We start from the raw sequence: 11660 nt of genomic DNA on the forward strand, positions 1-11660 counted from the left end.
GCCGCGTCAGTCGAAAATCTGCTTGGCATAAAGGTAGGAAAGAAAGATGAAAAAAAGAATGTCCAAAAAAATCAGTGCACCGCAGCTGGTTACACTGGTCTTTATGATGTTGATCTTGATGGGAACTGGGTTGCTTATGTTACCAGTTGTAACAAATGATGGGCAAGGTGTGCCTTTCTTAGATGCATTGTTTACCGCAACTTCCGCGATTTGTGTGACAGGACTTTCGACTTTTTCCATTTCTGAACAGTATAATATGGGCGGACAAGCGATTCTTTTGATCTTGATCGAAATTGGGGGGATCGGTTTTATGTCGATCCCAGTTTTCTTTTATATCTTAGCAAAAAAAAGGGTCAATTTAAGCACTCGGATGATTCTAAGAGAATCCCTCAATCTTGACCGAATGTCTGGCGAATTTCAATTGGCTTGGTACATTATCCGCATCGCATTTTTGATTCAATTTTTAGGGATCTGCCTGTTGGCTCTGTCTTTTGTGCCACGCTTTGGTTGGCAGCAAGGCCTATGGTTTAGTATTTTTCACGCCATTTCTTCCTTTTGTAATGCTGGATTTGATCTTTTTGGGAATAGTCTGGTCTCTTTTCAGTCGGATCCTTTTGTTTTAGGTGTCATTAGTCTTTTGATCATTGCCGGCGGCTTAGGCTTTCTGGTCTGGTTTGACTTGTTAGCTACTTCAAAAAGACGCTCGTTGCACAGCCGTATTGCCTTGTTGGCAATGATTGTTTTGCTGATTTTAGGGACGGTTGGTTTTTATGTGACCGAATATCACTCCAGTATCGTATCAGGAGATTCCATTGTTAGTCGCTTTTTCCAGTTATTTTTTCTTGCTGTGACCCCTCGAACGGCTGGATTTTATAGTATCGATTATGGCCAGATGAGTCAGGCTGGGTTAATGTTGACGATGATTCTCATGTATATCGGCGGTACTTCTGGATCGACTGCCGGAGGGCTGAAAACCACGACGGTCTCAGTGTTGATCATTAAGATTCGCAGTTTGTTGAAAGGGCGCAAACGAGCTGAAGTTTTTGGCAGAACGATCAAAGAGGCGGCTGTTTCGCGGGCGTTCACGCTCTTTTTCTTAACACTGAGTCTTTGCTTTATTGCCATCTTTTTATTATCCATCACAGAATCGATGCCGGGGAATTCTCAGTTTGGACTGGAGTACATTGCTTTTGAAGTTTTTTCGGCTTTTGGAACAGTTGGATTAACAATGGGATTGACTCCGTATCTTTCTGTATTTGGTAAATTATTGATCATCTTATTGATGTTTATTGGTCGTGTGGGCATCATGACGGTTGCTTTTTCATTGATGACAAAAGCCAACCGCCGAGAAGCCGGATACAAATTCCCGGATGAAACGGTCATGATTGGCTAAGATCTGTTATTAATAGTTGTTTTGGATCAATGGAAATCATCCCCGAAAAATATTGCCGACTTTTAGGTTAGTTTAAGGTTTCTCGTCTAAGATCTTCCTAAGAACTAAATGAGTCAGTTGCAGCATTTCGTTAGAGCTGCTAGGACAATCCAAAGGTAGGAAGACCATGAGCTTGTGGGAATTGTGGTTTGTAGGAAAAACTTTTGTGACCGTGCTGCTAGTCGTTTTTTTACTAGAATGGCTGTACTTGTTACGGAAACTTTCAAGAAAATCGCAGCAGTTGATCTATTTACTGCTGATTTTGGTTGAATGGCTCAGCAACGGCTGGATCGGACTCCTAACAAGTTTAGTATGCGGAACGTATTTTTTCGGGCATTGGAAAGAGCATGCCGATACGACTGCATCGATTCAATCGACAGTGTATGGTGATGGGCAAGAGGGTACTGAAAACTTGATGCAAAAATACTAGCATGGCTTGGGTCAATGGGAACTATTGCCGCTGATCTGCTTCTTCATAGTAAAGACACTGCTAGTTAAAAAGAACCTGTGGTAAACGAAAAGATAACTTTTCGCAGCACGGGTTCTTTTTGATAAGATTCAGTGAGTGATTTACGCCGTTTTGCTTACTACGTGGAAATAGCCTTCTTTGTCTTGAATGATCCAGACATTTTGATTGTCATTCTTGACGATGACGATTCCTTGTACGACCTCATTGGTGACTGTGCGAAATTCTTCTTTATTCATTTCGATACCTCCAAGGTAGATTCCAATTATTTTCAGAAGGGGACAGCACGACAGTAGAGAAAAAGCCGTGCTGCAAAGCAAAAAGAAAATTAATTGGTAGCTATAGTATACAGGCAAGATATTGAGTTCTAGTCAATTTCATGTAAATAATCGGTTAAAGGAGAATCAATCTGTCAAAGAAAAACGCAGTTTCATTTTGGTATTGCCTCTTTCCACCATTTCTCCTAGTAATTGAGTGGCATGTGATAAGTAAAGCTGGGCCATTTCACGGTTGGCTTCTTCCAATAACTGATTTGTTAATGGGATTGTCTGATCGATCTTCTGTTGAATCGCTAAACAATTTGCCATGATTGTTTGTTCAAACCGTTCTGCTAGATCGCTGTATAGATCATAGTCTTGATCCCCGATCAGTGCTAATGTTTTAGTCAACCAATAGCTATTTCCCGGATCGTAAGTAGTGGTGGTATCACAATAACCTTTCGGGGTCTCATTCACATTGCTGTAAAAAGGGACCACTCCATTGAAGGTATTGGGACCAAAAGCTAACCAGTGAACGCCTGCAATTTCATCAGGTACGTGACTGCGCACTTGGAGAATATGCACTTGCTGATTGCGATTGAGAGCAATCGAACGAAAGCGAGTTCTCTCACTAGCCGTTCCATTCCCGTACGGATCATAAGGGGTATTTTGAAAATGACTGCTCAACGCCCACTTTACATCCATCACGCTGATTTTCTTTTTCGGAAGACAGATGAAAGGTAGATCTTGGTCAAGCGGATCCGACGCGGTTTCGCTGAACTGTTTTTGGATATACCAAGCTCTAGGGTTGTTATAACGAGTATCTTTTTCTGTTGCACTGCCGAAAATATGACGTAAATTGATTCCTTCAAAGTCTGGATTTAAGTGATTGCTGACAATCATATCAGGTAAATCGTCGGAAAATAAAGTATCTTGAGAATCAAAATCGAAGGTAGCGATATTCATTCGATTCGGGGCGATCACATAAGCATTATCAGGAATTCGGATCGCTGCCCAATGATGTCCGCCAATCGTTTCCATATACCAGATTTCTTCTCGATCGGCAAAAGCCAAACCATTAGACTCATAGGTACCATAAGTTTCTAGTAACTCGCCTAAGCGTAAGACTCCTTCTCGAGCAGAACGGATATAGGGCAGCACGATACTGACAAAATCTGCTTCTCCAATGCCTTCTTTTACCAAAGGATCGATAGCTAAAACTCTCGCATTGGTAGTGATCGTTTCTGTGGCGGTCATGGCGACATTGGCGCTGTTGATTCCTGAAGCAGCCCAGACTCCTTGAAATTCATCTGCCTCAGGCGTAGAAGTATACCTTAGGGGATCTTTCGGTAAAGGAATACTGCACCCGCTTAAAACAGCATGGAACGTAGCAGGCTGTTGTTCAGGTTGGATTACGACAAATTTTTGTGGTAGGGACACTGCCCCGGCATCTTCATTGCGAGCAATGAGGGTCGAGCCATCGAGTGATGCGTTTTTGCCTACCAGCATGGTTGTACAAGAAGCTGATTTGCGTGTCATTGACAAAACTCCGATCTTCAGATTATTTTGTTGATAATTGAACATAGTATAGCGAGTAAAAGACAAATTGACAATCAACTTTCGACTAAAAATTAGTTCGCTTTCTGTGTGACTTTTAGTAAAATAGGAAAGAAGGAGTGAAGAAAATGAAACGAATCGTTATTTTTAGTTTGCTGTGGCTGGCAGGGATTGGGTTGAGCGGCTGTTCTGAAGCTACTACCCAGACAACAACGACTGGCAGCAATCAAGCTACAGCTAGCTCGGTGGTTAAGCAACAGACGGCTGAGATCTCATTTGTGAACAAGACAGATGCGCAGCCTGAACAAATACCAGCCAAAACGGTGTCATTCAAAGAAGGAACCTCTTTAATGGAGATAATGAAGGAAAATTTTGATTTAGTGGAAGACAAAGGCATGATCACCAGTATTGAAGGATTAGCGCAAGATGAAGCGGCTGGTTATTATTGGACCTATACGATCAATGACGAGATGGTCAATACCGGCGCAAAAGATACATCTCTTACCGAAAAGGATCGAGTCGTTTTTACCTATGAGAAATTTTAAACCGACAAAAATGTCTTTTTCCGTGCAAGAGATTGCTTATCTTGCTTTGCTAGTAGCAGCATCAGTGGTGGGGCGTACATTGTTTCAACCACTGCCAAATGTACAACCAATGACCGCTATTTTCTTATTGGTGGCTCTTTATTTAGGCTGTGTCAGAGGACTGATCGTCGCATTGTTATCCCTTTTGATTACGAATTTTTACATGGGGATGGGGATTTGGACGATTGCTCAGGCAGTAAGTTATACAGTTGTGATCCTCATGATGAGCGGATTAAGACATGTTCCCATCGTTAAACGTTCCTTGATCTTGCAAGTGATTTTTAGTATTTTAGCAGGGTTCCTTTATGGATTTGTGGTCTCCTTACTCAGCGTGTATCTGCTAGGCTTACCAAGCTTTTGGGGCTATTATCTGCAAGGAATAAGTTTTGATACGCTGCATGCTGTTGGAAATGGCTTCTTTTATGGACTACTTGCGCCAATATTTCGACGACTTTTTCACCGTTATTATCCAGCTAAAAAGCTCATTCATTAGTGCAATCTGCTGATTCAGCGCTTTATTGCATTCATTGCCAGTGTCATTGATCTGTCTCAAAGAATGATCAATGACACTGTTTTTTATATCGATATCTGGCAAGATTCTCCTTGTAGATACTGCTACAAGCATAATTGTGTTGTTCTCTTACAAAATCGGGTATTCTTAACCTATACTGGAAAGGGAGCGGTTTCAATGAAGTGGATCGTAAAAAAAGAAGATCTAGAAGCATATCGGACGAGATTCAATGGGAAACTGGCTGGCTATGCTGAAGAAGCTAAAGTAATGGCGATTCCTTTGCCAAAGTATTATATCGTAATCGTTGATGAAGAAAAAATTAGTTTGATTCAATTGGATTTGAACTTTGAACAAAAAGCCATGGAAACCGTGCTGATCCATGAGATCACCACATTGAAAATTACTGGTGTCATGAACAAAAAAGTGTTGATCCAGACGCCTTCTAAAACTATCAAGGTTTTGATTAAACCGATGGCGATCGGAATCAAAGAAGAGCAGCAACAGTTGATCGATACGTTTACCCGGATGGCGAGCTGACTACTTATTTTAGAGGAAAAATCAAAAACGGATCAAACGCCAAGCTGGCGGATTGATCCGTTCGTTTATTCTGGGGTTCCCACAATTTTGATGTATTCATCGATATTTTTGATTTTCATATGTTTGATCACTAACTGTTCACGTTTGTTCCATTTGCCTTCGACTTCTAGCTGGTACTTGTTGAGAGGTAAGCGTAAAACGTAACTAGAAAGGTAACGGTCTTTAATAATACAGTTGATGATTTTATGGTCTTCTAATAATTGGATTCCAGTCAGCATCATCGGAGTTTCTTGAAAAACACGACTGTTGACTAACAATCCTACATGTGTTTCATTCATTATTCGATCCTTTCTGAGAAAAATAAATTCTCGAATATTCTTCTTTTCTATGTTACCCGATTTATCTAGGAAAGGCAATTCTGGAAAAACACCTAGCAACGCAAATCACGGAATAAAACAACTGGTGAAGAGGAATCACTACCCGATTGAATGGCAGAAAGTTTTTACAGAAAAAAGACACAGAAAAAAAGATACAGAAAAAAAGACAGAATAAAGAGATCTGAAACGGCGAGACAAAAGGAATGAACACAAAGAATGAATAAATAAGAAGCACACGAATAAACAAGGATTTTTGATAGCACTTAAAGAGAAAGCGTGTGAAAACATATCATTTCTTAACGTTTAAAAAAGGCAACTTTTTTTTTAAGTAGCTTAGAGAAAGGGAGTTAAGCAGAAATACGTTCTTCTAGAGGAAATGGCACCTGTAAAAGAACGAGGACTGCAAGCTTGAAAACAGGCATTTCAGCAGATTTCTGTTAAAATAATAACTATAAAAGAATTGGAGGAGACACATATGAAAAAATCTGGATTCGTAGTAGGTTTGATTGGCGCGGCTTTTGGTCTGGCAGTTTATAATAAAATGCAGAAGATGACTGTCAACAAAGATTCTGTTAAAGGCAAAGCAAAAGAAGTTGCGGGAAATGTCGTTGGCAACGAAAAAATGCAAGCAGAAGGAACATTGGATCAAGTTGTCGGTGCTTCTAAAGAAGTACTAATGGACTTGAAAAATTCTGTGACCTCTGCCATTGGGGTTGGAACTCCAGACAAGGTGGCTGGTAAAGCCAAAGAGGCAGCAGGCGATATCACGGATGATCCGACAAAAAAAGCAGAAGGCTTTGTTGATCAAGCAGCAGGGCATTCTAAAGAAATCATTGCAGATCTTAAAGACAAATCTGAGTCAATGGCACAAGATGTCAAAGATAAATTCGACCAAAAATAGGATGTAGTGAGAGACAGGCACAGAGGGCCTGTCTTTTTTTTGTGGCTTTTTTTGCAAACAAAAACAATGATCCTGTCACCTGAAGAGCGACAAGAACGAAGGATCGGTGTGCAATGATGGGATCGCTGACAAAAGTAGTAATTGACGCTTGACACATGAATGCACGTTCATATATAATAAAAATGTAGATATGAACATATATTCATTTGTAAGCAAATGATGAACTAACTTTGAAGGAGGCTTTTCTTATGTCTACCCACTCTTGCAATCATTCAACACCACACACCCATGCAGCAGAGGCAAGCCATTCCCATGGCAACGCCCCGTTACGCAATTATTTAGTAGGAGTTATTCTTTTTATTGCTGCTTTATTGGTACCGCAATTGGTCGTTAAAGATTTATTATACACTGCCGCTATTCTTTTAGCAGGGTATCATATTATTTGGGAAGGGATCGAAGACACCATCAAAGATACCCGCAAAAGCAGACACTTTAAACCGAATGTTCATTTATTAATGACATTGGCTGCCTTTGGTTCAGTATTGATCGGCAACTTCAATGAAGCTGCCTTGCTGATTCTGATTTTTGCCGGGGCTCACTTTTTGGAAGAGTATGCAGAGGGCCAAAGCCGCAAAGAAATCACGAACCTCTTGAAGTTGAATCCGACAGAAGCCCGTCTGGTTAAGGCAGATGGCAGCATTGAGAAAATTGCAGCAGAGCAAGTCAAAAAAGGGGATAGGCTGCAAGTTTTACCAGGGGACCAAATCGCAACAGACGGTAAAATCCTCTCGGGAATCAGCAGCATCAACGAAGCCTCCATCAACGGTGAAAGTGTTCCCCGTGAAAAAACTGTTGGGGATGAAGTTTTCGGAAGTACGATCAACGGTAACGGCACTTTTATGATGGAAGTGACAAAAGACAGCAGTGAGACAGTTTTTGCTAAAATACTCTCTGTTGTGGAATCGGCACAAAACAATCAATCAAAAACAGAAACCCGCATCAAAAAAATCGAGCCGCTTTATGTGACAACGGTCTTGATTTTGGTACCCTTATTTATTTTGACAGCACCCTTTCTTTTTGGTTGGGATTGGTCAACCAGTTTTTACCGGGGACTAGTGATGATGATCTCTGCTTCGCCCTGTGCATTAGCCGCTAGTGCAGTACCTGCTAGCTTGTCTGCTATCTCAAACTTAGCAAAACGGGGCATCTTATTTAAAGGCAGTTCTTATCTTGCAAATATGGGACAAACAAAAGTAGCCGCCTTTGACAAAACTGGCACATTAACGATTGGTCAACCACAAGTGACCGATGTTTTCTTTGCTGAAGAAACAACTGAAGCGCACCGTCAAGAGTGGGTATCGCTGATCTTGGCCATGGAAAAGCAAGCAAATCACCCATTAGCGGCTGCCATCGTAGAGCATTTTGAGAAACAAGAAAAGGCACAACCATTAGAACTTTCCGTTAACAACCAAATTGGTTCCGGTCTGACGGCTGTAGTTGAGGGAAAAACCTATCGAATTGGCAAGCCAGCGGCGACGTTTGCGCATTCATCATTTGCTGAGCAACGAGAAACCCTGGAACAATCAGGCAAAACGGTAGTTGTTTTTTCGGTGGATGATCAGCCAGTTGGACTGATCGCATTGATGGACTTACCGAATCCTCAATCTAAAGCGGTCATAGATGAACTGCAGCAATCTGGTATTCGAACAGTCATGATCACAGGAGACAGTCAAGCAGCTGGACAAGCGATTGGTGATCAGCTTGGAGTAGATCAAGTTGCTGCAAATGTTCTGCCAGAAAATAAGGCTCAGATTATCCAGCAGTTGCAAAATGAATACGGTCAGACAGTCATGGTTGGAGATGGTATCAATGATGCGCCTGCATTGGTACAGGCCGATATCGGTTTTGCTATGGGGGAAGGATCGGATGTTGCAATTGAAGTGGGGGATGCGGTGATCATGAAAAATGATCTAACACGCTTTACCTACGCACTAAAGACCGCAAAAAAACTAGATCGGATTATTTGGCAAAATATTTTCTTCTCTATGTTTATTGTGGCATTACTGATCGTATTGAATTTGCTAGGCAAAATGAATATTGGGTTAGGCGTCTTTGCTCATGAAGGCAGTACATTACTCGTTTTATTCAACAGCTTGCGCATGCTTGCACCAATGAGTGAGACAGTCGCCCATACATCAAAAAAATAATCAAAAAACGCTTATGCTGATTTAATGGCCATCCAGCATAAGCGTTCGCTTTTTTATTAAACAATGTCATTGATTGTACGCTGCAGAAGAGCGAGGAAATTGGTCGATTTTTGCTAAGCGCTGATCGATTCGTTTGATGATGCCTTCTGAAAACTCGAGGTTCCTGATAGAAGAACGAGCCGCAAGCAATAATTGTTTTTCTTGCATCAAATCTTCTTGGATTCGATAGATATTGGCTAAGCGTTCCACATATTCATAATGGGTGTAGTCCGTCTGGCTGATCAAAAACTTCAATAGATCTGCTGCCTGCATATACGCTTCTTGCGTATAATAAGTGATGGCTTCCCGGTATAACTTGATTTCAAATTCTTCGATTTTTTGGGAATTTGCTTTTAAATCCCGCCATTCGTTGATTGAAATTTTTTTTTGGATATTTCCCAAATCGTCATACAAAAAAATCACAGGGACGTCATTGGGATGTTTTGTTTCTTGTTTGATTTTTTTCATGTCGTACCTCCTGCGTTTTTTGCTCCGTTTTTACTGATCATTTCTCGTTGATACAGTCTATTGTAAAAGCAAAGCAACAAAAAGTCTACATGAAGATGTCAAAAGAATTGTTCTTTTAGCGCATTCTCATCTTAATAACTACGTTTTCTTTGAAAATGATTGATTAAATCCGAGATCCCCATAAAAATCAAGACTCCGCCAAAAATTTGGAAGAACAAAAGCCACGTTTGAAACGGATTGAAAACAAGAATGATACCTGCCACAATCACGAATAAACTGAAAAGCAAACCAGTGATAAATGGTAAGCCATTGCGTTTTTGATTAAAGCTTGCCATCAAACGCGTACAGCCACTGATCGTGATCATGATTCCCAAAAAGAATGGTACGATCGATAATAGTCCCTTTGCAAAAACGAGAATAGCTGCGGCGGCAATCAAAAGCAGGATCCCCGTTGTCATCTGCATATTCACATAGCCGGTTTGCCGTTTTTCTTTGTAACTGGAATAGAGATTGATCAACCCAAGGCAGGCAACATATCCGGCAACTAAATAGACAATCGTATTAAAGACACTGCGAGGAGCAATCAAAATAATCAATCCAGCAATCAAAAATAAAATCGCTCGTAATAAATCGTATCGTTGGATTTTCTCGAAAAAAGTATTCATAAGTTCAGTTCCTCCTTTTTTTTACTATTGTAGCGGATTTCTTTCAAAATAGAAAATAGAAACGCGTTGTAGGATAATTCTGCTTTTGAAGCAGCAAATTATTTGGTAAGATAGATGAAACAACAAAGAATGGAGAAAACTATGAGTGTATTAACGCTTTTAATGTGTCTGTTCACGGTCGTCTTGTATTTGTTTCTCGCTGTCGTCCGCAAAGACATACAAATTGTTGCAGCCAGCCGTAAAGGCGGAAAAGCAGCAATTGCTTTCTTTTCATTGGTGGTCATTATAGCAATGTTTTTTATGGAAGAAACCTTTGAGAACCGCTTGCGAGGGGTCGTATCTGGATTGCTTTTCTTAAGTTTTGTTTTTGATAGCAGAGGGTTAGCTGAAGATCGATTCATTATTCATCCACTAAATATTCGCGGGATCTTGTATCAGGAAGTGGATCGGGTGGTACTGTATCAGGAGAGCAAGGACCAATGGATCAAAATGAATTTCTTTCGAAGAGGGATGCGAGGACCACTGCTGAAATTCGAGCGTCCAATGGAAGAATTGGTCCTGTTTTTGACGGAGCATCTAAATGAAGGAACACCGATCGATATTCTAGTTGATCAAGAGCCAAAAGGTCATTGAATTTCTTTAAGCGATCATATAAATTGAGAGAATCAATTGGCCGGGCCCCTTTGACTGCAAAAGCAAAGAGACCCGGTCAATTTTTTAATTTAAGGGACTATCCAGTTGATTTTTTTGGCAAAATTCGAGTACGCCGAATACAGGAAGCAAGCTAGGTTTCTGACCGAACGTTTTGCTATTTTTTGTTTAAGAAGAACAGGGTCTTACCCTTAAATAAAGGGAATATGGTAGAATTGAGTATCAACTTTATTGTTTTAATTGAATAGGTTTACATACAAAGGAGGACGATGCTGTTGGTACAAATAAAAGAGGTCCTCAAAACCGTTTTGTTCGTTGCTCTGTTTGGGCTGTTACTGTTTTCGTTGCGACAATACGTCTTCACCCCTGTGATCGTTAAAGGAGATTCTATGGATCCAACATTGCATGATGGGGAGCGTGTGATCGCTATGAAAAACACCCAAATCAGCCGGTTTGATATCATCACATTTGAAGCCCCTGATGAGGTGGGAAAAAACTACATTAAGCGTGTGATCGGATTACCTGGTGATGTGGTGGAATACCGTGAAGACACTTTATTCATCAATGGGGCAGCATATGAAGAGCCTTATCTTTCTGCTTTTCGTTCAAAATTAACCGATGGTTATCCACTGACTTCTGACTTTACGATGGCTGATTTCGGTGTTGAACAAATTCCAGAAGGAAAATTGTTGGTGTTAGGGGACAATCGCCGAATCTCTAAAGACAGCCGGACCATTGGTTTGATTGATCAGTCAGCCGTATTAGGAGATGTCAAATTTATTTTTTGGCCCCTTAAAGATTTCGGAAGCATTCCGAATCAACACTCTGAGTAAGCGGAAGTCCGACTCGCTCAGAGCTTTTTTTTAAAAGAAAATTTGTTATACTATTTGTTATGAAGACAATGAAAGAAAAATTGTCAACGGATCAATAGAGAGCATCAAAACTGTTATTTTTCATGAGCAGGTTTGGTAGATGCAGGAGTTGATCTTTACTTACGATAGAAGCGAC

At 40.7% G+C, this 11660-nt stretch carries 14 protein-coding genes; 9 read left to right on the forward strand and 5 right to left on the reverse strand.

Going from position 1 to position 11660, the window contains the following annotated elements; all coding sequences use genetic code 11:
* Nucleotides 1-46 precede the first annotated feature (46 nt).
* Together FE005_RS11995 and FE005_RS12000 are read left to right on the forward strand one after the other, a co-directional pair.
* A complete protein-coding gene (locus FE005_RS11995) occupies nucleotides 47-1393 on the forward strand; it encodes a TrkH family potassium uptake protein (RefSeq protein WP_003126705.1) in 1347 nt (448 codons plus the stop codon).
* Nucleotides 1394-1559: 166 nt separating this feature from the next.
* Nucleotides 1560-1862 (forward strand): hypothetical protein, encoded by a 303-nt coding sequence (locus FE005_RS12000; protein WP_003126704.1) that lies wholly within the window; start codon nucleotides 1560-1562, stop codon nucleotides 1860-1862.
* Nucleotides 1863-2002: 140 nt separating this feature from the next.
* Here FE005_RS12000 and FE005_RS12005 read toward each other — a convergent pair whose 3' ends face one another.
* The gene (locus FE005_RS12005; protein ID WP_005473255.1) at nucleotides 2003-2137 is read right to left on the reverse strand and encodes a hypothetical protein; all 135 of its coding nucleotides are present in this window, start codon (nucleotides 2135-2137) and stop codon (nucleotides 2003-2005) included.
* A gap of 165 nt (nucleotides 2138-2302) precedes the next feature.
* A complete protein-coding gene (locus FE005_RS12010) occupies nucleotides 2303-3694 on the reverse strand; it encodes a C69 family dipeptidase (protein WP_138371845.1) in 1392 nt (463 codons plus the stop codon).
* Between the two features lie 146 nt (nucleotides 3695-3840).
* On the opposite strand from FE005_RS12010, the gene FE005_RS12015 reads away from it, so the two are divergent.
* From FE005_RS12015 to FE005_RS12025, 3 genes are all read left to right on the forward strand, one after another.
* On the forward strand, nucleotides 3841-4257 hold the full coding sequence (locus FE005_RS12015) for a DUF4430 domain-containing protein (RefSeq protein WP_005473251.1): 417 nt from the start codon (nucleotides 3841-3843) through the stop codon (nucleotides 4255-4257).
* Nucleotides 4244-4789, forward strand: coding sequence for an ECF transporter S component (locus FE005_RS12020; protein WP_003126700.1), 546 nt, complete (start codon nucleotides 4244-4246; stop codon nucleotides 4787-4789). Before FE005_RS12015 ends, FE005_RS12020 begins: the two co-directional genes overlap by 14 nt.
* 195 nt (nucleotides 4790-4984) lie before the next feature.
* A complete protein-coding gene (locus tag FE005_RS12025) occupies nucleotides 4985-5344 on the forward strand; it encodes a hypothetical protein (RefSeq protein WP_005473249.1) in 360 nt (119 codons plus the stop codon).
* Nucleotides 5345-5409: 65 nt separating this feature from the next.
* Here FE005_RS12025 and FE005_RS12030 read toward each other — a convergent pair whose 3' ends face one another.
* Complete coding sequence (locus FE005_RS12030) at nucleotides 5410-5682, reverse strand: hypothetical protein (RefSeq protein ID WP_003126697.1); 273 nt, start codon at nucleotides 5680-5682, stop codon at nucleotides 5410-5412.
* 514 nt (nucleotides 5683-6196) lie between these two features.
* Here FE005_RS12030 and FE005_RS17205 point away from each other — a divergent pair.
* Together FE005_RS17205 and FE005_RS12040 are read left to right on the forward strand one after the other, a co-directional pair.
* Nucleotides 6197-6622 carry a CsbD family protein gene (locus FE005_RS17205; RefSeq protein WP_071870114.1) on the forward strand — a complete coding sequence of 142 codons (426 nt, stop codon included), beginning with the start codon at nucleotides 6197-6199 and terminating at the stop codon, nucleotides 6620-6622.
* Between the two features lie 248 nt (nucleotides 6623-6870).
* Nucleotides 6871-8829 (forward strand): heavy metal translocating P-type ATPase, encoded by a 1959-nt coding sequence (locus FE005_RS12040; protein ID WP_138371846.1) that lies wholly within the window; start codon nucleotides 6871-6873, stop codon nucleotides 8827-8829.
* Between the two features lie 66 nt (nucleotides 8830-8895).
* On the opposite strand, the gene FE005_RS12045 is transcribed toward FE005_RS12040, so the two are convergent.
* Together FE005_RS12045 and FE005_RS12050 are read right to left on the reverse strand one after the other, a co-directional pair.
* On the reverse strand, nucleotides 8896-9336 hold the full coding sequence (locus tag FE005_RS12045) for a hypothetical protein (protein WP_005473243.1): 441 nt from the start codon (nucleotides 9334-9336) through the stop codon (nucleotides 8896-8898).
* Between the two features lie 131 nt (nucleotides 9337-9467).
* Complete coding sequence (locus FE005_RS12050; protein ID WP_060814337.1) at nucleotides 9468-10001, reverse strand: HdeD family acid-resistance protein; 534 nt, start codon at nucleotides 9999-10001, stop codon at nucleotides 9468-9470.
* A 141-nt stretch (nucleotides 10002-10142) separates the two neighbouring features.
* On the opposite strand from FE005_RS12050, the gene FE005_RS12055 reads away from it, so the two are divergent.
* Together FE005_RS12055 and lepB are read left to right on the forward strand one after the other, a co-directional pair.
* Nucleotides 10143-10634, forward strand: a complete 492-nt coding sequence (locus FE005_RS12055; protein WP_003126690.1) for a hypothetical protein — start codon at nucleotides 10143-10145, stop codon at nucleotides 10632-10634.
* Between the two features lie 293 nt (nucleotides 10635-10927).
* Nucleotides 10928-11485: a signal peptidase I gene (gene lepB / locus FE005_RS12060; protein WP_003126688.1), complete on the forward strand. Its 558-nt coding sequence runs from the start codon at nucleotides 10928-10930 to the stop codon at nucleotides 11483-11485.
* The last annotated feature ends 175 nt before the right edge of the window (nucleotides 11486-11660 follow it).

The organism is Enterococcus sp. M190262 (genome assembly GCF_005843965.1).
Lineage (GTDB): Bacteria > Bacillota > Bacilli > Lactobacillales > Enterococcaceae > Enterococcus_D > Enterococcus_D gallinarum.

Excerpts from the sequence above, each read along its gene's own strand:
- FE005_RS11995 (WP_003126705.1), top strand. The coding sequence starts at position 47 with ATGAAAAAAAGAATGTCCAAAAAAATCAGTGCACCGCAGCTGGTTACA.
- FE005_RS12000 (WP_003126704.1), top strand. The coding sequence starts at position 1,560 with ATGAGCTTGTGGGAATTGTGGTTTGTAGGAAAAACTTTTGTGACCGTG.
- FE005_RS12005 (WP_005473255.1), bottom strand. The coding sequence starts at position 2,137 with ATGAATAAAGAAGAATTTCGCACAGTCACCAATGAGGTCGTACAAGGA.
- FE005_RS12010 (WP_138371845.1), bottom strand. The coding sequence starts at position 3,694 with ATGACACGCAAATCAGCTTCTTGTACAACCATGCTGGTAGGCAAAAAC.
- FE005_RS12015 (WP_005473251.1), top strand. The coding sequence starts at position 3,841 with ATGAAACGAATCGTTATTTTTAGTTTGCTGTGGCTGGCAGGGATTGGG.
- FE005_RS12020 (WP_003126700.1), top strand. The coding sequence starts at position 4,244 with ATGAGAAATTTTAAACCGACAAAAATGTCTTTTTCCGTGCAAGAGATT.
- FE005_RS12025 (WP_005473249.1), top strand. The coding sequence starts at position 4,985 with ATGAAGTGGATCGTAAAAAAAGAAGATCTAGAAGCATATCGGACGAGA.
- FE005_RS12030 (WP_003126697.1), bottom strand. The coding sequence starts at position 5,682 with ATGAATGAAACACATGTAGGATTGTTAGTCAACAGTCGTGTTTTTCAA.
- FE005_RS17205 (WP_071870114.1), top strand. The coding sequence starts at position 6,197 with ATGAAAAAATCTGGATTCGTAGTAGGTTTGATTGGCGCGGCTTTTGGT.
- FE005_RS12040 (WP_138371846.1), top strand. The coding sequence starts at position 6,871 with ATGTCTACCCACTCTTGCAATCATTCAACACCACACACCCATGCAGCA.
- FE005_RS12045 (WP_005473243.1), bottom strand. The coding sequence starts at position 9,336 with ATGAAAAAAATCAAACAAGAAACAAAACATCCCAATGACGTCCCTGTG.
- FE005_RS12050 (WP_060814337.1), bottom strand. The coding sequence starts at position 10,001 with ATGAATACTTTTTTCGAGAAAATCCAACGATACGATTTATTACGAGCG.
- FE005_RS12055 (WP_003126690.1), top strand. The coding sequence starts at position 10,143 with ATGAGTGTATTAACGCTTTTAATGTGTCTGTTCACGGTCGTCTTGTAT.